Raw genomic sequence first — 23309 nt, forward strand, 5'->3', positions numbered from 1 at the left:
CCAAAAGGATGGTTCCACCATGTAATATGAATATATATGGAATGGAAAGTAGTTGAAGATATTGCGAAGGTTATGGGAGATTTTTTTAGTTTCACTTAAATTAGGTTGTACATCTTTTGGGGGTCCAACGGCACATTTAGGGTATTTTCAAAATGAATATGTTCAAAAGCGAAAATGGGTATCTGATAATGACTACAGTCAGCTTGTTGCACTCAGTCAATTTTTACCCGGGCCAGCATCGAGCCAGGTAGGGATGGGTATTGGCTTATTAAGAGGCGGTTTGTTGGGGAGTATTGTGTCATTTCTTGGTTTTACATTACCGTCAGTTTTGCTGCTTATGGCATTTGCGTATTTTTCTGCACATACAGGGATGAGTATGGGTTGGATTCATGGCTTAAAATTGGTGGCTGTTGCGATTGTTGCGCAAGCTATTTTTGATATGTCAAAAAAATTAATCCCTAGTATTCGCCATTTTATAATCGCGTTGTTGGCACTTGTAGTAGTGCTTTTATGGGCCCATCCATTTGCTCAAGTAACTATTATTATCGTTGCTTCATTTATAGGCTATTATTTTTTTAAGAAGACTAATCAAAAAGATGACCCAAAAGAAACAGTTGTACCTATTTCAAAAACGACAGGTGTATGTTTTTTAGCGCTGTTTGTTATACTTCTCGTTGGATTACCCATTGTTAGTCCACTTATTCAATATGAATGGTTTACGATCATTGAAAAATTTTATCTATCAGGTGCATTAGTGTTTGGTGGAGGTCATGTCGTATTGCCTTTACTAGAGGCACAGTTTGTCCAAAGTGGATTAATGAGTTCTTCAGATTTTTTAGCGGGATATGGAATGACGCAGGCAGTCCCTGGCCCATTATTTACATTTGCTTCCTACATAGGTATGGTCATTGCTGGAGTACCTGGGGCCATTATAGCTACGATCGCCATTTTTTTACCGGCATTTTTGCTAATAGTAGGGGCAATGCCTTTTTGGTTAGCTCTTAACCGTTACGCAGGATTAAGAGGGGCGATGGCTGGTGCCAATGCAGCGGTTGTTGGAATATTAGCTGCAGCTTTTATTCATCCGATTGTTACACAGACAATACAAAATGGTCTAGACATAGTAATTGCGGCCGTTTTTTTATGGTGCTTGATACGTTGGAAAGTTCAACCTTATTTGCTCGTACTAATTGGCATTTGCGTAGGAATTGTATGTTATTAAGGACACATAAAAAAATCAAAACCATTATTGCTGTGGTTTTGATTTTTTTGTGCAATAAATTAGCTATGTAGATAAAGTGAGTACTGCTTTTTGCAACAATCCTCTTTATAAAAAAACATGTCCAACAGGTTCCCTCTATTAATATATATACCATTCAGTCTTGATATAGTTCTTTTTACTAGCTCGATTCATGGCGTTCCATGCCGCGATTGTTTATAATGAGGAAATGGAAAAAGACTAACGAGAAAGAAGGGATAGCTATGGCACGGGGTGTTTACATTCATATTCCTTTTTGTCATCAAATTTGTAACTATTGCGATTTCAATAAATTTTATTTTAAAAATCAACCAGTAGATGAATATATAGAAATGCTTGGCAAGGAGATGGAGCTTGCAACAAAAAAGTATCCTGAGAGTTTTAAACAAATCGAAACGATATTTCTAGGCGGCGGTACACCAACAGCCTTATCGCCTCAACAAATAGAGAGACTTCTTAAGCTTATTCGCACGTATATTCCAATGGACAGTGTGACAGAATTTACATCAGAGGCCAATCCGGACGAGCTATCAGAAGCAAAATTGCAAGCATTATTTGATGGTGGTGTAAATCGATTAAGTATGGGTGTACAATCCTTTGATCAAGAGTTGTTAAAGAAAATTGGCCGTACACATAGCAACAATCACGTCTATGAAACAATTGCCTTGGCGAAAAATGTAGGTTTCAGAAATATTAGTCTGGATTTAATGTACGGTTTGCCGGGTCAGACGATGGCACAATGGAAGGATACCTTAGAAAAAGCGTTCGCGCTTAATTTACCTCATTATTCTGCTTATTCACTAATAGTGGAGCCAAAAACGATTTTTTATAATCAATATACAAAAGGTAAGCTCCATCTACCAACTGAAGATCTTGAAGCGGATATGTACGATGTGTTAATGAACCAGATGGAGGCACATGCACATCAACAATACGAAATAAGCAACTTTGCACAATCAGGTTTCAGTTCTAGACATAATAAAATATATTGGGAAAACGATGAATATGCAGGCTTTGGTGCTGGTGCTCATGGGTATTTAGCTGGTGTGCGTTATTCAAATCATGGACCATTGAAAAAGTATATGGATACAGTAAATGCAGGGGAACTACCAATTGTATATGAACATGTTGTAACAGAGAATGAGAAACGAGAAGAGCAAATGTTTTTAGGTTTGCGTAAAATAGAAGGAATTACACACACTATATATGAAGAAAAATTTAATGAATCGATGCATAGGCATTACTCACATGTCGTTGAAAAGTTAGTTTCAGAAGGTCTATTGGAACAGGATACTATAGGAATTCGTCTTACGCGAAAAGGTCGTTTTGTAGGGAATGAAGTATTTCAACAATTTTTACTAGAAGATTGAGCGATATCGTTGACATAAAATGTAGGATTTGATAACTTAATAATAGTATTAGCACTCCTCTTAGTTGAGTGCTAACAGAGGTGATGATCATGCTAACAAATCGGCAATTACAAATATTGCAAGCTATTGTAGACGACTTTATTATGTTTGCACAGCCGGTAGGTTCTCGCCAAATCTCAAAAAAGCAAGAGATTACATTTAGTCCAGCCACAATTCGAAATGAAATGGCGGATTTAGAGGAATTAGGTTTCTTAGAAAAAACGCACACTTCCTCTGGTCGAGTGCCTTCGGAAAAGGGTTATAGATTTTATGTAGACCATTTGTTGAACCCACAAGGCATTAATTCAAGGGATATTCAGCAAATCCAATCAATTTTCAATGATCGTTTAGTAGAAGTAGAGCATATTATCCGAAAGTCAGCCAATATTTTATCAGAGCTGACATCGTATACATCGATTCTTTTAGGACCAGACGTTCAAAGACATCGTGTTAAACGATTTTCAATTGTGCCACTTTCTAGCGATACAGCAGTAGCGATTATCGTAACGAATAACGGACATGTTGAAAATCGCATGTTTAGTTTACCTCCTAATTTTACCGCTTCTGATTTAGAGAAAATGGTTAATATCTTGAATGAACGTCTAGTTGGTGTGTCATTAGAGGATATTCATAAAAAACTCGAAGCTGAAGTGCTCACAGTATTACAGCAGCATGTTCGATCAGCGGATGATTATATTCACGCTCTCGTTACAGCGACGATGCATAATTCGGAAAGTAAAATTTTCTATGGTGGTAAAACAAATATGTTCAACCAACCGGAATTCCACGATTTAAATAAAGTCCGTATGATTTTGGACTTAATGGAAACGACTAGCCAAGTGCAGTCGCTCTTCCAACCCAATGAATCGGGCATTCATATTCGTATTGGCTCGGAAAATAAACAACTAGAAATGGAAAACTGTAGTGTCATTACGACCACTTATTCTATTGGTGAAGATCAGCAAGGAGCAATAGCAATTATTGGTCCAACACGTATGGATTATAAGCGTGTTGTTGCTTTACTAGACGTAATGCGCATGGATTTAACACAAGCCTTTACGAAGAATCGTAGTGATTGATAATGAGGAGGATTCAAGTGACGGAAACAACTGAAAACAAAGACCTTGTACAGGATGTACAAGCTGAAAATGCAGTAGAAGCAGAAGTTAAAGAAGGACAAGAAGCAGAATTAACAATCGAAGAACAGTATGAAGCAAAGTTAGCTGAGTTACAAGCAAAGCTAGACGACGAGGAAAATCGTCATTTACGCTTACGTGCTGACTTCGATAATATCCGCCGCCGCAATCAACTTGATCGTGAGGCTGCTGAAAAGTATCGCGCTCAGAGCTTACTGTCAGATTTACTGCCAGTAATCGATAATTTTGAGCGTGCCTTACAAGTTGAAGCGACTTCAGAAGAAACTGCTTCCATCGTAAAAGGTATTGAAATGGTGTACCGTTCTCTGATAGAAGCTACTGAGAAGGAAGGCTTACAGATTATTAAAGCTGAAGGTGAGCAATTTGATCCGAATGTTCACCAAGCTGTTATGCAGGAGCAAGATAGTGAAAAAGAGACGGGTGTTGTCTTACGCGAGCTTCAAAAAGGCTATATGTTAAAGGATCGCGTATTACGCCCAACAATGGTATCTGTGAACGAATAGACTTAGTACTATTTAGTTAATTACATTTATTTAGAAAACGCATCATTTGCGTTTAAATATTAGGAGGAAATTTTTATGAGCAAAATTATCGGTATTGACTTAGGAACAACAAACTCTTGTGTTTCTATACTTGAAGGCGGAGAACCAAAAGTAATTCCAAATCCAGAAGGAAACCGTACAACACCATCTGTTGTTGCGTTTAAAAATGGCGAACGTCAAGTTGGTGAAGTAGCTAAACGTCAATCAGTAACAAACCCTAACACAATTATTTCTATTAAATCTAAAATGGGTACATCTGAAAAAGTTAAAGTGGAAGATAAAGAATATACGCCACAAGAAGTTTCTGCAATGATTCTTCAATACTTAAAAGGCTATGCTGAAGACTACTTAGGTGAAAAAGTAACAAAAGCAGTTATTACTGTACCTGCTTACTTCAACGACGCTCAACGTCAAGCTACTAAAGATGCTGGTAAAATCGCAGGTTTAGAAGTAGAGCGTATTATCAACGAACCAACGGCTGCTGCACTTGCTTATGGTTTAGACAAACAAGATACAGATCAAAAAGTATTAGTATTTGACCTTGGTGGCGGTACATTTGACGTATCTATTCTTGAATTAGGTGACGGTGTATTTGAAGTATTAGCAACAGCTGGTGATAACAAACTAGGTGGGGACGATTTCGACGACGCTATCATCGAGTATCTTGTAGCAGAATTTAAAAAAGAAAACGGCATTGACCTTTCTAAAGATAAAATGGCTATGCAACGTCTAAAAGATGCAGCTGAAAAAGCGAAAAAAGACTTATCAGGTGTAACATCTACTCAAATTTCTTTACCATTCATCACTGCTGGTGAAGCGGGTCCATTGCACTTAGAAATTTCTTTAACTCGTGCAAAATTTGACGAAATTACATTACCATTAGTAAACCGTACAGTAGGTCCAGTACGTCAAGCATTATCTGATGCAGGTCTTTCTACATCTGAAATTGACCAAGTAATCTTAGTTGGTGGTTCTACTCGTATTCCAGCTGTACAAGAAGCTGTACGTAAAGAAACTGCTAAAGAGCCACACCGTGGTGTAAACCCTGACGAAGTTGTAGCAATGGGTGCTGCTGTTCAAGGTGGCGTATTAACTGGTGATGTAAAAGACGTAGTGCTACTTGACGTAACTCCACTTTCATTAGGTATCGAAACTATGGGTGGCGTATTCACAAAATTAATTGACCGTAACACTACGATCCCAACATCTAAATCACAAGTATTCTCAACTGCAGCTGACAACCAACCAGCAGTAGATATTCACGTACTACAAGGTGAACGCTCAATGGCAGCAGACAACAAAACATTAGGTCGCTTCCAACTATCGGATATTCCACCAGCACCACGTGGTGTACCACAAATCGAAGTAACATTCGATATTGATAAAAATGGTATCGTATCTGTTAAAGCGAAAGACCTTGGTACAAACAAAGAACAAACAATTGTTATCCAATCTGATTCTGGTTTATCAGAGGAAGAAATCGAACGTATGGTAAAAGATGCTGAGGCAAATGCTGATGCAGATACTAAACGTAAAGAAGAAGCAGATCTTCGCAACGAAGCTGACCAATTAGTGTTCCAAGTTGACAAAACAATTGCTGACTTAGGCGAACAAATTACAGAAGACGAGAAAAAATCTGTTGAAGATGCTCGTGATGAACTGAAAAAAGCGCTTGAAGCTGGCGAATTAGAAGGCATTAAATCTGCTAAAGAAAAACTAGAAGGCGTATTACAGCCATTAGTAATGAAAGTATATGAACAAGCTGCAGCAGCTGCTCAAGGTGGCGAAGCAGGTGCAGAAGCTGGCGATGGTAAAAAAGACGACATCGTAGACGCTGACTTTGAAGAAGTAAAAGAAGATAAATAATAGCAAGTAACACAGTTAAGTGAAGAAGCCAAAGACCGCTTGCGGCTTTGGCTTTTCTCTTTATTTTTAGCTATATCCTACGCACATTAAATCGTCTACTGCATAGGTTATGTGCGAGAAAAGCAAAAAAGCATGTGGTACAACATTTTTAATGAATAATTAATAATAAAATAGAGGCAGTTTTTTTAACTGCATGATACAATAGATTTTATGCAAAAAGAGCGGAGTGTGAATCATGGAGAAACGCGATTATTACGAGGTGCTTGGTTTAACGAAATCGGCTTCTAAGGATGAAATTAAAAAAGCATACCGTAAATTATCAAAGCAATACCATCCTGACCTTAATAAAGAGCCAGGTGCAGATGAAAAATTCAAAGAAATCGCTGAAGCTTATGAAGTATTAAGTGACGATCAGAAAAAAGCACGCTATGATCAATTTGGCCACGAGGATCCAAATGCAGGCTTTGGTGGTGGCTTCGGCGGCGGCGGCTTTGGCGGCTTCGAGGATATTTTCAGCTCATTCTTTGGTGGTGGCGGTCGCCGTCAGGATCCGAATGCACCACACAAAGGTGATGACCTTCAATATCGTATGAATATTTCATTTGAGGAAGCGATTTTCGGGAAAGAAACAGAAATCGAAATTCCAAAAGATGAATTATGTGATACTTGCCACGGTTCAGGTGCAAAATCAGGTACCAACCCCGAAATATGTGCAACATGTCAAGGTGCAGGTCAAGTAAATCAAGCTGTAGATACACCTTTCGGCCGTGTGATGAATCGTCGTACTTGTTCTACATGTCATGGTACAGGTAAAATCATTAAAGAAAAATGTTCAACTTGTCGTGGCGAAGGAAAAGTTCAAAAACGTAAGAAAATCAAAGTAAACATTCCAGCAGGTGTTGATGATGGTCAGCAAATTCGTGTGTCTGGTCAAGGTGAGCCAGGTATAAATGGAGGACCAGCGGGGGATTTATATATTATGTTCCGCGTTCAAGGACATAATGAGTTTGAACGTGATGGCGATGATATTTATTACGAACTAAAACTGACATTCCCACAAGCAGCTCTTGGTGATGAAATTGAAGTTCCGACTGTTCATGGAAAAGTAAAACTACGTATTCCAGCGGGCACACAGTCAGGTGCGCAATTCCGTCTAAAAGACAAAGGTGTCAAAAATGTACATGGCTATGGCACAGGGAATCAATATGTAACAGTAAAAGTTGTAACGCCAGAAAAATTAACAGAAAAACAAAAACAATTACTACGTGAATTTGCGGAAATCAGTGGTGATATTCCTGAAGAGCAAGGAAGCTCGCTATTCGATAAAATTAAGAAAAAATTCCAAGGTGAATAACTAGAGGAGCTGAAGAGCTACGTGAAGTGGTCAGAATTATCCATTCATACAAAAAATGAAGCGGTAGAAGCAATTTCGAATATTTTGCATGAAGCAGGGGCAAGTGGTGTGGTTATTGAAGATTCTGCAGAATTTGCGAAGCCACGTGAGGATCAGTATGGTGAAATTTATGCACTAAATGAAGCGGATTTTCCGAAAGATGGTGTTATTGTTAAGGCTTACTTATCGGAGTCTAGTTTTTTAAATGAAACAGTCGAAGAAATTAAGGCGGCTATAACAAATCTAACGAACTTCAACATCGATATTGGTGAAAATGTTGTATCGATTGTGGAAGTGAATGAGGAAGACTGGGCAACAGCATGGAAGCAATACTATCATCCTGTAAAAATTTCTGAACGCTTTACAATTGTACCAACATGGGAAGAATATGTACCAGTATCAACAGATGAATTAATTATTGAATTAGATCCTGGCATGGCTTTTGGTACAGGAACACACCCTACAACTGTTATGTGTTTACAAGGGCTTGAGAAGGTTGTAAAAGAGGGAAATACGGTTATCGATATCGGAACGGGTTCAGGCGTTCTATCAATTGGTGCAGCCTTACTAGGAGCTAAGAGCGTCCATGCGCTTGATTTAGACGAAGTAGCTGTGCGTTCAGCACAAGAAAATGCTGCGTTAAACAAAGTAGACGATAAAGTATCTGTATTCCATGGAAATCTATTGGATACAGTTAAGGAACCAGCTGATGTCGTTGTGGCTAATATTTTAGCAGAAATTATTATGTCCTTTACTGACGATGCATTTTCAGTTGTTAAACCGGGTGGATTATATGTCACTTCAGGCATCATTGGCGCGAAACGTGATGATGTAAAAGTGGCGTTGGAAGCTTCAGGGTTTGTCATCGAAGAAGTATTACTAATGGAAGATTGGGTAGCGATCATTGCCCGTCGACCACAATAAATTGATTGAGGATGCGCCAAATCGTGAGCCGAGTGCTGGTGATTTGGCGTTTTTCTCTTCTTGCTATAAAGGAGTATGGTAACATGCAACGTTATTTTATTGAGACGACCATTGAGGAAGCAAGTATTAGGGGAGAGGATGCGCGACACATTGAACGAGTAATGCGTATGAAAGAGGGCGACAAAATCGTTGTAGTTGCACAAAATACTGCCCATATTTGTGAAATTGTAGCATTTGAAGCAGATGAGGTACACATTCAAACTACAGGTGACATTGTTCTTTCTCCGGAGTTACCTGTTCATGTCACAGTGGCATGTGGTTTGCCGAAGGGCGATAAACTAGAACTTATTACACAAAAGGCAACAGAGCTTGGAATGTTTGCCTTATTGCCTTTTGAAGCAGAGCGTTCCATCGTTAAATGGGATAAAAAGAAAGGTGCCAAAAAGCAAGAGCGTCTACAAAAAATTGCAAAAGAAGCAGCTGAGCAATCCCATCGTACACATATCCCGGAAATCTATGAACCAATCTCTTTTAAACAGCTATTAGAACAAGTTGGCAATTTCGACGCCGTTTTTATAGCAGATGAAGAGGATGCAAAAGCAGAAAAACGCACAAGATTTGCGGAGAAGCTAAAAAACGTGAATGACAAGAAGTTGAAATCAATTCTTTTGATCTTTGGTCCAGAAGGCGGCATTGCTAGAAAAGAAGCCGATGCCCTGCTTCAAGCCGGCGCCCAAACGATGTCTTTAGGACCACGAATTTTACGAGCAGAAACAGCGCCACTCTATGCACTGTCTGCAATATCTTATGAATTTGAATGAGATAGGCGTTTAAACTTGTCAAAAGAGGCTTATTACACATCTGGCTGTGCATGAGTAAATTGCATTTTGATTGCGTATAAATGCAGTCGTGGCAGGGTTTAAAGGGGTAGAAAGCCACCTTAATGACTGCTTATATTAGTAATCCTAACAATAAGAGCCGATTCAAAAAACTTTGAATCGGCTTTATTACATTGTAATTCGAATGTAGAATAGATTCAAATCTTCATTAAACTGTATGAGGGAAATTTAAGGGGTCATTTTATTTATTGTTAGTTTTTTTCAAACAGGACTCCACATAAGGTTGCACAATAAGAGTGGGGAAAATCGCATCAAAACGATGTGAACTTTCCATTTCAAATAAGGCAGCACCAATAAAATTAGCGTTCGTGTGGTATCTACATAACTAAATCACTTAAGATTATTGTCATTCTACCGCTAAAAGAAGGTTTTAAATGATGGCGAGAATATGTTATTATATTCCATGTTTTACATAGCAACCTCTTTTTATAGGGGATCTCAACTTCGGAGGGTGAAAGCAAGTGAATAAATTAATTATCTCATTAACTTTTTTTATAATTGCTGCTATGATCTATTCTGCTACTTTAATTGCTACAGGTTTATATACCATTTCATTGCCAGAATTATTTAATATTCGTTTACTTGAAATAGGTAAAATACCAATTACAATTTCAATATTAGCTTTATGTATTGGGTTTGGATTCGGTATTTTACACTTACGAGAAAATAAATAAAAGCGTAAAATGGGAAAAAATAAGCGAGTAATTCAGTTATCTAACTGTCTAAGCGTTCAGGCAAGGACCAGGTATTGGAAAGCTTTAAAACACAAGTGAAAAATTATTTTCTAGTGATATTAACAATTAGACCAGGTGCTCAAAACGGTGAATACCTGGTATTTGTGTTCATTCGTTTCCTCAGCTCAAAAATCCTTTTTTAAAATGAGTAAAAAACTAGTATACACGTCCATACATAGATTTAATCACTACATATTCTAGCAATATAGAGAGCGCTCTCTAATACTAAAAAAATGAAAAGAGGGAATTTTTTGAGTGATCAATTAGATAATCAAGTTAATCAAGTCGAACCTTGTCCAGTAACATCAACTGAACAAATCCCATTAACTAGTGAAATTACTCAAGTAGTCGTTACACCGGTTACGACTCCAACTATTAAAGTTCCAGTTGTACTTGCAGAACCAACACTACAAATAGTTGTAGAGGCGGATATTCCGCTTAGTCCTGCAGCAACTGAAATCAAAAGAGTGAAAAAAAATGTATTCCTGAATCAAGTGAAACTAGTACCGGTTGCTTTTGCACGTATTGCCGGCACTGACTTTTTTAGAGTAACAAGAGCTAAATTATTTGTAGCGGGACATATTCGCAAAAATATAGAATATGCTTCAGCAGCATGTAACGGGGCACTCCAAGATAGAATTGCTGATGTTGACTTTTCTGGTTTTACAGACCTTACTTTCCCACAAACAGTTGGAGGCCCTTCTCCGATTTTAGGAATTTCCGAGTTTGCCGAAGCGAACTTCCTTAATGAAACTACGCAAATGGATGCTCGATTGGATAAAGCTTTCTTCCAAAATCTAGTTAAATACAATGAACAACCATTTGGCGAGTTAGTAGCTGCAAACTTCTTTGAACTTGATTTTTCACCGGTTATGGCAGCACCAGAAGGCACTTTCGACACATTACGTGAAAAAATCGTGCTAGAGCTTACTGTAAAAGTACTGCAAGTTCAACAAATTCGCCTTGGAGCTGGTAGTACTGTAATAACTCCTGTTCTTACAGGGCTTACTCCTCCTGCTGTAGACCCTCCTGTTATTCATCCTACTAATCCTTCTAATTCTTGTTAATCTCTAATTTTTAGAGGAGCAAATTAGATGTAAAAGGATATTCGAGGGTACTGAAAAAATCCAATATTTTAGTTGGCAGTTGAAAGTTTGATTAAATTGATTTTTCAACTGCCTTTTTGCTATATAATATCGATCGTTTAATGTACTAATAACTACTATCAAAATAATCGAGTTGAAAAAATAATGTAAAGATAAAACTTTAGATTTTATTAAGCAATCGTCTCTCAAACGCATTAGTTCTCAATTGCTACTGAGATTTTTGAAGTACTCGGTGACAAAAGTAAAAGTAAAGCATAAAATGGATTGTAATTATAAGTGCAACACTTAGATCAAAATAATAGTAGCTCATAATGATGTCGTTTAACTTCATTCAGAAGGTGCCCAAACACCCTCTGAAAGAAAGAAGAACTCATAAAATCTTATCATAAAAAAATAAATCGCCCAAAAAGACGTCTTGGCTGGAAAAATGCGTAGGAGTTTCGCGGATTAACTGTTGCACTTTTTTTGTTAAAACATTATTTGGGAGTGAACTAATGAAAACTCCATGGATTAACTATAGAGAGATGAAGGAAATAAGTTCCAAGAAAAAAGTTTTCATCAATTTTAATTATCAAACTAAACCCAGAAAAAAAATAGATCATGCATCTCAACTAAATTCTACATTTGAAATTTTAGATTCCCCATATTCTGATTTTGTAAATAATCCCCTTGATATAGAAAAAGAAGATGAGACCAACGGCTTTGCAGAGGAACAGAAACTTGCAGCGCTTCTAGATTCTAATCACGAGTTACTCATTCTTCCTGAAATTGATGTTGAGGATGAAATAAATGTTCTCCTTGATATAGAAGAAGCGGAGGAAATCAATCCTATAGCGGAACAGGAACTTACAGAACATTTAGATTCCAATCATGAATTACTCATGCCTTCTGAAATTGATGTTGAGGATGAAATGAATGATCTTCTTGATATAGAAGAGTCGGATAAAACCAATCCTGTAGAGGAACGGGAACTTGCAGAGCATTTAGATTCTGATCATGAGTTACTCACTCCTTCTGAAATTGATGCTGAGGATGAAATGAATATTCCTCTTGATATAGAAGAGTCGGATAAAACCAATCCTGTAGAGGAACGGGAATTTGTAGCGCGTCTAGATTCCAATTGTGAGTTATTTATTCCTTCTGAAATTGATGTTGAGGATGAAATAAATGATCCGCTTGATATAGAAGAGGCAGACAAAACCAATCCTGTGGAAGAACAAGATTTTACATCTCAGCTAGACTCTAATCGTGAATTTTTAAGTCCTTCTGAATCCGACAGGGAGGATAAAATTAGGAGTACTATTGATACAGAAGAGATGGAGAAAAACAATCCTGCAGGTCATGATAGTGCATCTACTGAATCAGTTCAAGGAGAAATATATTCTAGAACCCAAAAAATTCCAATTTCTACTCACGTGGAAATTGATGATTTTCTTCATGCTCCTATCTGTGGTGAGGTTGTTAAAAATACATTTAATTTTCTTGATCCAGACAATCATCTTACTCCGCAATTTGAAACCAAACTATTTAGTACTACAACGGATTATCCTGAACAGCCTGATTGTCGGTTGGTTCATTCAAAAATGAATGAAATTATATTTTTAATGAAAACTGATACTTATGATAAAAATAATCAGAAGAGTAATCCGTCTAAATCAGTTGTAGTTCCCTTACATAACACACAATCAATTAAAAAAGGAGAAACCAATTATCACTCTTACAGTTCCGATGACTTTATGCACATTAGAGCTCCAGTTGTAGTAGGGGAATATAAAATAGAAATATGCCTTGAAGAGAATATCGTATTTGAAAAAGGAATTGTGGGAGTTAAAGATATCTCCAATGAGGTAGTATTAACCAATTGTAGCTTCGTTCCTAATCAGTTTTCCCAATCATTAGGTAATGGGACATGTTCAGCATTAAAGGGGAGTTTATTTATTGAAGGTTACATTCAACAGAATATAGAGTATACTTCATCTCACACAAGGAATGCAGTACCTGCACAAAATGAGTCATTAATTCATTCAAATCAAATGTGTCAAAACTTAGTATTAGAAATAATCATTCATTTGCTACAAGCACAGAAAATTCGAGTGCCAAAGATCTAAAGGATACTTGAACTTATATCTCTGCTCAAAAAACTCTTTTTAAAAAAACTAGTGTATATGTCCATGTATGGATTAAATCCCTACATATTCTAGCGATATGAGTAACCTCATAAAAAAAATGAAAAGAGGGAACATTTTGAGTGATCAATTAGATAGTCAAGTTAATCACGTTAGTAAAGTCGAACCTTGTCCAGTGGCATCAACTGAACAAATACCATTAACTAGTGAAATTACTCCACTAGTCGCTACACCGGTTACGGCTCCAACTATTAAAGTTCCAGTTGTACTTGCAGAACCAACACTTCAAATCGTTGTGGAGTCGGATATTACGCTCACTCCTGCAGCAACTGAAATCAAAAGAGTGAAAAAAAATGTATTCTTAAATCAAGTTAAATTAGTACCGGTTGCTTTTGCACGTATTGACAACACTGACTTTTTTAGAGTAACAAGAGCTAAATTATTTGTAGCGGGACATATTCGCAAAAATATAGAATATGCTTCATCAGCATGTAATGGGGCACTTCGTGATAGAATTGCCGATGTTCAGTTTTCTGGTTTTACAGACCTTACTTTCCCACAAACACCTGGAGGCCCTACTCCGATCTTAGGAATTTCAGAGTTTGCTGAAGCGAACTTCCTTAATGAAAAAACGCAAATGGATGCTCGATTGGATAAGGCTTTCTTTCAAAATTTGGTTAAATACAATGAACAACCATTTGGCGAGTTAGTAGCTGCAAACTTCTTTGAACTTGATTTCTCACCAATTATGGCAGCACCAGAAGGTACTTTCAGCACATTGCGTGAAAAAATTGTGCTGGAGCTTACTGTAAAAGTACTGCAAGTTCAACAAGTCCGCCTTGGAGCTGGCACTAATGTAATAACTCCTAATCTTTTCGGACTTACTCCTCCTATGAATCCTTGATAAACTCTAGTTTTTAGAGGAACAGAACAAGTAAAGGTAGTTCTCTGTAAAAAATGTATTTGGAAAAACAACAACTTTGTAATATTTAATGAGCACTGATAAAAATCCAATATTTGAGTAGGCAGTTGAAAGTTAGGTTGAATCTAATTTTCAACTGCCTTTTTACAATTTTATAACCAAAGGAATTGATTTCTTACAAAAGTGTATTGGGAGGAGCTAGAGGGTTGTAAAATGATGTGGGGAATAGCAGGTGTCTTAATTAAAATAAATGGAGCAAGAAGGATAAAATAGCTGTTTTTGGTTTTAGTGGAACAGCCTATTAACAAGCAGGTACTCAATACTATGGTGCCTGTTTTTTTATTCAAAAAATAAGCTTAGCCAAAAAGCTAGGCTCATTATCTTTATTTGTGCTATTATAAGACACGTTAATAATTTTATTTATTGTAGTGTACTCTTGAAAGGATGATATATATTATGAGTAACGAGCGACCAAAAATCGTGAGTTTCCATACTCTAGGTTGTAAAGTAAATCATTATGAAACAGAAGCAATTTGGCAGCTATTTAAAGAAGAAGGCTATGAACGTACAGAGTTTGATCGTAAAGCAGACGTATATGTCATTAATACATGTACTGTAACGAATACAGGGGATAAAAAATCACGTCAAGTTATCCGTCGAGCTATTCGTCAAAATCCAGACGCTGTCATTTGTGTTACAGGATGTTACGCTCAAACATCTCCAGCAGAAATTATGGCGATTCCTGGTGTTGACATTGTAGTAGGAACGCAAGATCGTACAAAATTACTTGGCTACATAGACCAATATCTTACTGAACGCCAACCAATTAATGCTGTACGCAACATTATGAAAAATCGTGTTTATGAAGAATTAGATGTGCCTGCATTTACAGACCGTACACGCGCATCGTTAAAAATACAAGAAGGCTGTAATAACTTCTGTACGTTTTGTATTATTCCATGGGCACGTGGGTTAATGCGCTCTCGTGATCCTCAAGAAGTATTGAGCCAAGCACAACAACTAGTGGATGCGGGGTATCTTGAAATTGTTCTAACTGGTATTCATACAGGTGGCTATGGACAAGACTTAAAAGATTACAACTTAGCGCAATTACTACGTGATTTAGAGGCGAATGTGAAAGGCTTAAAACGTCTTCGTATTTCTTCAATTGAGGCAAGTCAATTAACAGATGAAGTGATTGAAGTTTTACGTGAATCAAATATCGTTGTCAACCACTTACACATTCCAATCCAATCTGGCTCTGACACAGTTTTAAAACGTATGCGTCGTAAGTATACAATGGAGTTCTTCAGTGAACGCTTAACTAAACTACATGAAGCTTTACCAGACTTGGCTGTCACTTCTGACGTAATCGTTGGTTTCCCAGGAGAAACCGAGGAAGAGTTCATGGAAACATATAACTTTATTCGTGATCATAAGTTTTCTGAATTACACGTATTTCCGTTCTCTCCACGTACAGGCACACCAGCTGCGCGCATGGAGGATCAAATTGCCGAGGACATTAAAAACGAACGTGTCCATCGATTAATCGCTTTAAATGACCAATTAGCGAAGGAGTATGCTTCTCGCTTTGAAGATCAAGTACTAGAGGTAATTCCTGAAGAATTCGTGCATGATGGAGGCTCAGAGGATGGGCTTTTAACCGGTTATACAGATAATTACTTAAAAGTAGTCTTTGAAGGTCCTGAAAGCCTAATCGGTCAACTTGTAAAGGTGAAAATTACCCAAGCTGGATATCCTCATTCTAAAGGACAATTTGTTCGTGTATTAGAAACTGTAAAAAAATAAAATTGGGTAACTATGAATAGAAACACCGTTCAAACTTTGGACGGTGTTTTACTATATTTTATATTATGTATTTTTCCTACGAGTACAGTTGTTTTTTTTTCGGTCCACACCTATATGAACTGCCAAAAGAAAATTAGGTGCAGATAAAAAACATGAAGTTCCCATTGAGAAACATAGATCAATTTTAATGATAAAACTTGTACTTCCAACTGGTTTTCTACAATCAGCAAATGGTTTTAGAATTCATCTACCTTTAGAAAGAAATTAGACGGCAACGTGAAAAAATGTTATGATGCCAGAGAGGTACGTACAACTTGTTGATAGAAGGAGAGTCTAATAAAAATGGAACAAAATTTCGCACGTATGATTGATCACACATTATTAAAAGCTGAAGCTACAAAAGAGCAAATCGAAAAATTGTGTGCAGAGGCAAAACAATTTAACTTTGCTTCTGTTTGTGTAAATCCAACTTGGGTGAAATATGGCAGCGAGCTTTTACAAGGCTCAGATGTTTTAGTTTGTACTGTAATTGGCTTCCCTTTAGGTGCTAACACGTCAGCTGTTAAAGCGTTCGAAGCGAAAGATGCGATTGCTAACGGTGCAAAAGAGGTAGACATGGTTATCAATATCGGTGCATTAAAGGATAAAAACTATGACCTTGTGCAAGCAGATATTGCTGCAGTTGTTGAAGCGGCAAAAGATGGCGCACTTGTAAAAGTAATTATTGAATCTTGCCTTCTAACTGAGGAAGAAAAAGTAAAAGCATGTGAACTAGCTGTGGCAGCAGGTACTGACTATGTGAAAACATCAACGGGTTTTTCTACTGGAGGCGCAACAGCAGAAGATATTGCTTTAATGCGTAAAACAGTAGGTCCAGATTTAGGTGTAAAAGCTTCTGGTGGTGTACGAAGCCTAGAGGATATGAAAAAGATGATTGAGTCTGGGGCAACTCGTATCGGAGCAAGCTCTGGTGTAGCTATTATGAACGGATTAATTGCAGATTCTAATTATTAATAGTAATAAAAAATACTTATAGTAAATATTACGGGGCTGTTCAATATGGACTAGCCCCATGTACATGTTTACAATTTTTTATTGTACAATACGTGTGTAGTAACTTCTTTAATCCCCACAATTGAAATCCCTCAACAATCAATTATGCCTCGGCATAATTGCATCTGGAATCGGTCCTTTTGCATGCACAAAGAATTCCTATCCGATTTCCGTGACATCCGCTGAAAGAAGTTAAAATTTGAGCAAGTTGATATATTCCCTTAATTAGTGATGATTTATATCAAAAATTATAACCAATTGATTTATTGTAATTGTTTCATCCATAAATCCCCCTCTTTTTAACTCATAGTAGTTGATGTATTATGGAGAGTAATTGCAAAAATGATAGGGAGGAATTTTATAATTTTTATGGTTTTATAAATATAATATCTATACTATTTAAAAAGTGCTAAATTGATTATTGGACTGATTAATTTTTTCTTTATAAGAACATTGTATAGATACGAACCAAATTCTTACATAACCTAGTAACATCGATAACATAGAAAGATTGAATGCGTAGAATTAATGGGTCGATAATCATCCGTTATTACTATTATTAAATCTTAATTGCCTCTCCGTTATTAATAATCATTCAAGGGTTTTAATTCTTTAGCAAAAAATGGAGAAATATATGATGTTTGATGATAAAGGTAACGAATTGTACTAAAAAAGGAGAAACTATCCGTGGAATTCATAAGCAGTTTTATAAGTCAATATGGATATCTTGCTATATTTTTACTATTATCTTTAGGGATAATTGGCTTACCCGTTCCCGATGAGATCTTGATGACGTTTGTGGGATTTATGTGCCAAGAGGGGCATTTAAGTTTTCTATTGAGTGTACTTTTAAGCTTTCTTGGCTCAACTACTGGTATGATCATTAGCTATTTAATTGGAAATAAATTAGGGAAACCCATAATATTAAAATATGGAAAATGGATTGGTCTCAATGATAAACGGTTTACTAAAGTTGAACGATGGTTTCATCGATTTGGACCATGGACAATAATTATAGGATATTATGTTCCAGGTATTAGACATGTAACAAGTTACATGTCTGGAATAACCCAGATGAAGTTTAGGACTTATCTTGCTTTCGCTTGTTTTGGAGCTTTGACGTGGGTAATTATTTTTATTTCTATAGGATATTTTGTAGGTGTAACTATATAAATATTTCGGATAAATTTTTCTTTAAGAACTAAAATGCATAATAGGTACAAAATACAGCTCGCGTTTTTCAAAATGCGAGCTGTATTTTGTTTTCGCATTGAACTTGTTAAGGTAGTTATTACATACGACGTGCGATCGTTTGCTTTTAGTTTGAACAAGATATTAACAGCTTCCAACTGGTTAGTGACTTCCCGGATCATAACACTAGTCTGAATAATAATTTAATCTACCTCATATACTCCACTGATGTAATTGATTACAGAAGGGAGGATACAATGTTTACGCAATATAAATATTGGAAGCCTTTTATTAGCCCATACGATCCATGTCCACCTATAAGGGTTAAAAGTTTTTCTACACCGCCTCAATTATATATTGGTTTTCAACCGCCTGGGCTACCACAATATCAATCCCCTAGAGAAGCTCTCAGATCTGGCACATTATGGCCTCAATTATTTAGCCCCTATCCAAATCCTCAAGAAGGAGGGGTAAAGAATGAGTAAAGAGATGCCACCCGAATTTTATAAGCTCCTTGAAGAAATACAAGCCATTGATTTTGTAATAGTGGAATTAAATCTTTATTTAGATACTCATCCTCACGATTATGATGCTATTCAGCAATTTAATGAGAACACTGAAATAAGTATGCGACTTAAGGTTGAATTTGAGCAAAAATTTGGTCCGCTTATGAATTTTGGGAGAAGTTATTCAAATTATCCTTTTAATTGGGTAGATACACCTTGGCCATGGCAAGTCTAACTTCTTTCAGCAAATGTTTTTGGTAGCGAAAGCGAAGCGACAGCTACAAATGTTTATGTAGCGTTCTGGAAGCAATTATGTCTCGGCATAATTGATTTTGAGTAACTAGGAGGAATTTTTTTGTGGTATTACGAAAAGAAGCTCCAGTATCCAGTAAGGGTGAGTACGTGTAACCCAATGCTAGCTAAGTATTTAATTGAGCAGTATGGTGGTGCAGATGGAGAATTAGCAGCAGCACTTCGATATATGAATCAGCGCTATACTATTCCTGATAAAGTGGTTGGTTTGTTAACAGATATAGCTACAGAGGAATTTTCTCACTTAGAAATGATTGCCACGATGGTTTATAAACTTACGAAGGATGCCACTCCAGAGATGCTTAAAGAGGCAGGTCTTGGAGAACATTATGCCAATCATGACAGGGCATTATTTTATCAGAATGCAGCTGGATCACCGTTTACGGCAACTTATATTCAGGCTAAAGGGGATCCGATTGCTGATTTGTATGAGGATATTGCAGCCGAAGAAAAAGCACGAGCGACGTATCAGTGGATTATTGATTTATCAGATGACACTGATTTGAATGATAGCTTGAAATTTTTACGCGAACGAGAAATCGTCCATTCTCTACGTTTCAGAGAGGCTGTAGAGATTTTAAAAGACGATAGGGATAGTCAGAAAATCTTTTAACTTCTTTCAGCAATTATTTTCTGTAGCGAAAGCAAAGCGTCAGCAATTAGGTTTTATCTGTGCGAAAGCGAAGCGTCAGCAACAGGGTTTTATCTGTGCGAAAGCGAAGCGTCAGCAACAACAACGACACACGACTGAGTACTTTGGGCAAGCCCAAAGCCGATTCCAGACGCAATTATGCCCAGGCATAATTGATAAAAAGTAGCAGGCTGTTTCAAGGGAAAATACCTTTGACGCAGCCTATTTTACCTTCTTTCAGCGGGTGTACAAACATCTGTACCTGTCGCTACGCTTTCGGTACAAAAGACATCCGCTGAAAGAAGGTAATGCCTCCGGCGGATGTCACGGAAATCGGAAAGGAGTTCAATAAAGGATTTTAGGCTAACTGACCTGCATCGGTAAAAACGCCACGTCCTGTGGCATTACCGAAATGATCGACATCGTGTCGGCCCTCGTGCAGGCCTAAGCACAAAGCCGATTCCGGACGCAATTATGCCGAGGCATAATTGATTTTAATCTTTTTTCTATTCAACATTTGAAAATACAGTAAGATCTTTTCTATGGCCAATCATAACTAATATATCTCTTTCTTCAATAATCTGATCTGGAGAGGGTAAGATGGTTATATTACCATCTCGAACTATGGCAATAACACTGACATTATATTTCGCTCGAATGTCTAAATCCCGTAAATTTTGGCCAGCCATTTTAGAAGGAATCATAATTTCTTCTATACTGTAATCTTTTGACAATTCAATATAATTTAGCATATTAGGTGAAAGTAGCTGATTGGCTACTCGCTCCCCCATATCGCGCTCAGGGTAAATAATCCAATCGGCACCAACTTTGTCTAAAACTTGTCCATGTCTTTTTCCAAGAGCCTTTGCAATTATTTTTTTGATACCTAGCTCCTTTAATAATGAGACAGTTAAAATACTTGATTGCATATCTATACCTATAGCGACAATGACACTATCGAAATTTCTTATCCCTATGGAGTTAAGTGCTTTTTCTTCTGTCGTATCAGCAACTACAGCGTGTGTAACATAAGGTTCGGCATCTTCGACTCTTTCCTCATTTATATCAATTCCTAAAACTTCATGCCCAGCTTCATACAATTTGCGGGCTACGCTTACTCCAAACCTACCTAGACCGATGACAGCATATTGTTTGATAGTCATTTGTACTCTTTGCTCCTTTATCATGGTTACAGATTTTCCGAACGAGAAAGCCCATGCAGGGTGTAGCCCGGGGATGAAAGTGAGGTCAGACAAGAGCTGCTTTCGCTATCTCAATTGTCTGAAAGGGTGTTATACTCCATGTATAGACAAGTAAAAGTCTTTAAAACACGCTCGTTCATTGAAAATTGGATATTGTATAAGGTTCGATAGCCTAATTCATGCTATCGGTAAAACAATATGTGTCGTCAAGAAAAAGACGCTAAAACACATCGAACGAAACCAACTATACGCTATGGTAACAGTAGCGTAGCCCTATCTGCTATATGCACTGGATAGGGAGGGGTAATGGGATACCCCAACCTTTAGAGCTGTTCAAAACAGAAATGGACTGCGAACGCTTAGTTACTCAGGAATCCCACTGACATTAGTCAACTTGTCCCTTTAGGGGTGGGAGTCTCAACCAATCATAATATTTCCTTTTGGATGACGGAAAGCTTCTGTTTTCCGACGTTTTGTGATGGCAAAAGCAATTGTTAAGGGGCCCAATCTTCCTGCAAACATTGTTAATATGATTAGAAGACGACCACCACTTGATAGCTCGGGAGTTAGCCCCATTGAAAGTCCAGTGGTGCTGAATGCAGAGGTAGCCTCAAACAAATACATCATAAAACTATGACGTTGTTCAATAATACTTAAGACAATGGTAACAAGTACGACAATCATCATTCCACACATTGTGACAGTTAAAGCTTTTAAAATCGTTTCATGTACAATTCTACGTCTAAAAAGCACAACATCTTCTTTCCCTTTTAGTTGAGACCACATCGTAGCAATTAAAATTGCGAAAGTCGTTATTTTAATACCTCCAGCAGTTGATCCAGAACCCGCTCCGATGAACATTAGCCAAATTATTAAAAATAGTGTTGAATGTGTTAAATCACCAATAGGAAGGGTATTAGAACCAGCAGTTCTAGATGTAACAGCTTGGTATAATGGACCAAGAATTTTACCCGATTCAGATAACGATGCAATAGTTTTACTATTTCCGTATTCAAAGAAGAAAATTAAAAGAGTCGAGCCAACTGTTAAAATAAACGTTGTAGTTAATACAATTTTTGTATGCACTGAAAGTCGTTTCGTTCCGCGGTATTCATATAGTTCATTGATAACAATAAACCCTAAGCCCCCAATCGTAATAAGTGCACAAATAGTTAATACTACGAAAGGATCGTCCACGTACACTGTTAAGCTCTTAAAGTCACCCATTAAATCAAATCCGGCATTATTAAAATTCGATATGGCATGGAAAAAGCCGAAATAAAAGGCTTTACCTACAGGCATATCGAACGAAAATCGAATAGATAAAATTAAGCCACCTATTAATTCAATTAGTGCTGTAAATAACAAAATCCTTTTAACTAATTTAACTAGACCAGCAATTGTAACGTTATTAAATGCCTCCTTTAACAAAAGCCTTTCTTTTAAAGAAATCTTTTTTCCTAATAGCAAAAATAATAACGTCGCGAATGTCATAAAACCCAATCCACCAATTTGAATAAGAAAAAGAATAACTAATTCTCCAAATATCGAAAATGTAGTACCAGTATCTACAACAACCAGTCCAGTTACACAGGTAGCAGAGGTAGCAGTAAATAAAGCATCTAAAAATGAAAGGCTTATACCATCGGCGGTTGCAATAGGAAGTGTTAACAAAAATGCTCCGACTAAAATGATGACAGCAAAGCCCAATACAAGTATTTTTGGAGGATTTAATTTATTATTAAATGTTTTCATTTTATTCTCCTCATAAACCTAAAGTTAAAAACTATGTTTGTTTATTGTTGTCCAAAAGTAAGTTGGAAATTCTTAAGGTAATAAAACCAAAAATTCATCAGATTAATTCGTACACTTTCTATTGACCATTTTTAGACAATACGTTATAATTCTTTAGTACACAGCAGTTGGTTATTTGCCTATTTGTGTATTGACGTGTGTTCGGAGGGAGGGAAAGAGAGATGTCAAAAACTGTCGTTCGCAAAAACGAATCGCTTGAAGATGCTCTTCGCCGCTTCAAACGTACTGTATCAAAAAGTGGTACAATTCAAGAAGTTAGAAAGCGCGAGTTCTACGAAAAACCTAGCGTAAAACGTAAAAAGAAATCAGAAGCTGCACGTAAACGTAAGTGGTAATTTAATTTCCCATTAAAAATCCCTACGTTCATAACACGCAATTGTATGATTCACTGAGCAGACAAAGATATACCTGGAATTAATCGCATGTCGATTAATTTCAGGTATTTTACTTTAAG

General features: G+C 37.0%; 21 protein-coding genes. 19 read left to right on the top strand and 2 right to left on the bottom strand.

The annotated features are described in order from the left end of the window. Window positions 1-61: 61 nt before the first annotated feature. The 18 genes from chrA (at window position 62) to ABH968_RS02100 (ending at window position 19820) form a co-directional block, all read left to right on the top strand. Window positions 62-1222, top strand: coding sequence for a chromate efflux transporter (gene chrA, locus ABH968_RS02015; RefSeq protein ID WP_370042074.1), 1161 nt, complete (start codon window positions 62-64; stop codon window positions 1220-1222). Window positions 1223-1482: 260 nt separating this feature from the next. After that, window positions 1483-2628 (top strand): radical SAM family heme chaperone HemW, encoded by a 1146-nt coding sequence (gene hemW / locus ABH968_RS02020; protein WP_370042076.1) that lies wholly within the window; start codon window positions 1483-1485, stop codon window positions 2626-2628. Window positions 2629-2717: 89 nt separating this feature from the next. Continuing rightward, a complete protein-coding gene (gene hrcA / locus ABH968_RS02025; RefSeq protein WP_370042077.1) occupies window positions 2718-3746 on the top strand; it encodes a heat-inducible transcriptional repressor HrcA in 1029 nt (342 codons plus the stop codon). A gap of 17 nt (window positions 3747-3763) precedes the next feature. After that, window positions 3764-4327 (top strand): nucleotide exchange factor GrpE, encoded by a 564-nt coding sequence (gene grpE / locus ABH968_RS02030; RefSeq protein WP_370042079.1) that lies wholly within the window; start codon window positions 3764-3766, stop codon window positions 4325-4327. A 75-nt stretch (window positions 4328-4402) separates the two neighbouring features. Continuing rightward, window positions 4403-6232, top strand: a complete 1830-nt coding sequence (gene dnaK, locus ABH968_RS02035) for a molecular chaperone DnaK (RefSeq protein WP_370042081.1) — start codon at window positions 4403-4405, stop codon at window positions 6230-6232. A gap of 235 nt (window positions 6233-6467) precedes the next feature. Then, window positions 6468-7586: a molecular chaperone DnaJ gene (gene dnaJ, locus ABH968_RS02040; RefSeq protein ID WP_370042082.1), complete on the top strand. Its 1119-nt coding sequence runs from the start codon at window positions 6468-6470 to the stop codon at window positions 7584-7586. 21 nt (window positions 7587-7607) lie between these two features. Next, entirely contained in the window at window positions 7608-8549 is a 942-nt protein-coding gene (gene prmA, locus ABH968_RS02045; protein WP_370042084.1) for a 50S ribosomal protein L11 methyltransferase, read from the top strand. Window positions 8550-8632: 83 nt separating this feature from the next. Continuing rightward, the gene (locus ABH968_RS02050) at window positions 8633-9370 is read left to right on the top strand and encodes a 16S rRNA (uracil(1498)-N(3))-methyltransferase (protein ID WP_370042086.1); all 738 of its coding nucleotides are present in this window, start codon (window positions 8633-8635) and stop codon (window positions 9368-9370) included. A gap of 539 nt (window positions 9371-9909) precedes the next feature. Next, on the top strand, window positions 9910-10122 hold the full coding sequence (locus tag ABH968_RS02055; RefSeq protein ID WP_370042088.1) for a hypothetical protein: 213 nt from the start codon (window positions 9910-9912) through the stop codon (window positions 10120-10122). Between the two features lie 311 nt (window positions 10123-10433). Then, window positions 10434-11249 carry a CsxC family protein gene (locus tag ABH968_RS02060; RefSeq protein WP_370042090.1) on the top strand — a complete coding sequence of 272 codons (816 nt, stop codon included), beginning with the start codon at window positions 10434-10436 and terminating at the stop codon, window positions 11247-11249. A 533-nt stretch (window positions 11250-11782) separates the two neighbouring features. Then, window positions 11783-13396 (top strand): BC_2427 family protein, encoded by a 1614-nt coding sequence (locus ABH968_RS02065; RefSeq protein WP_370042092.1) that lies wholly within the window; start codon window positions 11783-11785, stop codon window positions 13394-13396. Window positions 13397-13532: 136 nt separating this feature from the next. Then, a complete protein-coding gene (locus ABH968_RS02070; RefSeq protein WP_370042094.1) occupies window positions 13533-14318 on the top strand; it encodes a CsxC family protein in 786 nt (261 codons plus the stop codon). Window positions 14319-14792: 474 nt separating this feature from the next. Next, complete coding sequence (gene mtaB / locus ABH968_RS02075; protein WP_370042096.1) at window positions 14793-16145, top strand: tRNA (N(6)-L-threonylcarbamoyladenosine(37)-C(2))-methylthiotransferase MtaB; 1353 nt, start codon at window positions 14793-14795, stop codon at window positions 16143-16145. Between the two features lie 342 nt (window positions 16146-16487). Continuing rightward, window positions 16488-17159, top strand: coding sequence for a deoxyribose-phosphate aldolase (gene deoC, locus ABH968_RS02080; protein WP_370042098.1), 672 nt, complete (start codon window positions 16488-16490; stop codon window positions 17157-17159). A 726-nt stretch (window positions 17160-17885) separates the two neighbouring features. Further along, window positions 17886-18371: a DedA family protein gene (locus ABH968_RS02085; protein WP_370042099.1), complete on the top strand. Its 486-nt coding sequence runs from the start codon at window positions 17886-17888 to the stop codon at window positions 18369-18371. 275 nt (window positions 18372-18646) lie between these two features. Beyond that, window positions 18647-18874 carry a spore coat associated protein CotJA gene (locus ABH968_RS02090; protein ID WP_370042101.1) on the top strand — a complete coding sequence of 76 codons (228 nt, stop codon included), beginning with the start codon at window positions 18647-18649 and terminating at the stop codon, window positions 18872-18874. Next, on the top strand, window positions 18867-19130 hold the full coding sequence (locus tag ABH968_RS02095; protein ID WP_134018446.1) for a spore coat protein CotJB: 264 nt from the start codon (window positions 18867-18869) through the stop codon (window positions 19128-19130). Before ABH968_RS02090 ends, ABH968_RS02095 begins: the two co-directional genes overlap by 8 nt. Before the next feature lie 120 nt (window positions 19131-19250). Then, window positions 19251-19820, top strand: coding sequence for a manganese catalase family protein (locus tag ABH968_RS02100; protein WP_370042103.1), 570 nt, complete (start codon window positions 19251-19253; stop codon window positions 19818-19820). Between the two features lie 524 nt (window positions 19821-20344). Here the strand turns inward: ABH968_RS02100 and ABH968_RS02105 are convergent. Continuing rightward, on the bottom strand, window positions 20345-21001 hold the full coding sequence (locus ABH968_RS02105) for a potassium channel family protein (protein ID WP_370042105.1): 657 nt from the start codon (window positions 20999-21001) through the stop codon (window positions 20345-20347). Between the two features lie 456 nt (window positions 21002-21457). Further along, the gene (locus tag ABH968_RS02110) at window positions 21458-22795 is read right to left on the bottom strand and encodes a TrkH family potassium uptake protein (protein WP_370042107.1); all 1338 of its coding nucleotides are present in this window, start codon (window positions 22793-22795) and stop codon (window positions 21458-21460) included. 221 nt (window positions 22796-23016) lie between these two features. On the opposite strand from ABH968_RS02110, the gene rpsU reads away from it, so the two are divergent. After that, complete coding sequence (gene rpsU, locus ABH968_RS02115; protein ID WP_004227078.1) at window positions 23017-23190, top strand: 30S ribosomal protein S21; 174 nt, start codon at window positions 23017-23019, stop codon at window positions 23188-23190. Window positions 23191-23309: the final 119 nt, after the last annotated feature.

Origin of the sequence: Lysinibacillus sp. RC79 (assembly GCF_041262405.1) — a bacterium.
Taxonomy (GTDB): Bacteria; Bacillota; Bacilli; order Bacillales_A; family Planococcaceae; genus Lysinibacillus.

Bases quoted from the DNA above. Each gene is read 5' to 3' on its own strand.
- ABH968_RS02050 (WP_370042086.1), top strand. From the start codon at position 8,633: ATGCAACGTTATTTTATTGAGACGACCATTGAGGAAGCAAGTATTAGG.
- hrcA (WP_370042077.1), top strand. From the start codon at position 2,718: ATGCTAACAAATCGGCAATTACAAATATTGCAAGCTATTGTAGACGAC.
- mtaB (WP_370042096.1), top strand. From the start codon at position 14,793: ATGAGTAACGAGCGACCAAAAATCGTGAGTTTCCATACTCTAGGTTGT.
- rpsU (WP_004227078.1), top strand. From the start codon at position 23,017: ATGTCAAAAACTGTCGTTCGCAAAAACGAATCGCTTGAAGATGCTCTT.
- ABH968_RS02110 (WP_370042107.1), bottom strand. From the start codon at position 22,795: ATGAAAACATTTAATAATAAATTAAATCCTCCAAAAATACTTGTATTG.
- ABH968_RS02090 (WP_370042101.1), top strand. From the start codon at position 18,647: ATGTTTACGCAATATAAATATTGGAAGCCTTTTATTAGCCCATACGAT.
- ABH968_RS02065 (WP_370042092.1), top strand. From the start codon at position 11,783: ATGAAAACTCCATGGATTAACTATAGAGAGATGAAGGAAATAAGTTCC.
- deoC (WP_370042098.1), top strand. From the start codon at position 16,488: ATGGAACAAAATTTCGCACGTATGATTGATCACACATTATTAAAAGCT.
- dnaK (WP_370042081.1), top strand. From the start codon at position 4,403: ATGAGCAAAATTATCGGTATTGACTTAGGAACAACAAACTCTTGTGTT.
- ABH968_RS02095 (WP_134018446.1), top strand. From the start codon at position 18,867: ATGAGTAAAGAGATGCCACCCGAATTTTATAAGCTCCTTGAAGAAATA.
- hemW (WP_370042076.1), top strand. From the start codon at position 1,483: ATGGCACGGGGTGTTTACATTCATATTCCTTTTTGTCATCAAATTTGT.
- ABH968_RS02105 (WP_370042105.1), bottom strand. From the start codon at position 21,001: ATGACTATCAAACAATATGCTGTCATCGGTCTAGGTAGGTTTGGAGTA.
- dnaJ (WP_370042082.1), top strand. From the start codon at position 6,468: ATGGAGAAACGCGATTATTACGAGGTGCTTGGTTTAACGAAATCGGCT.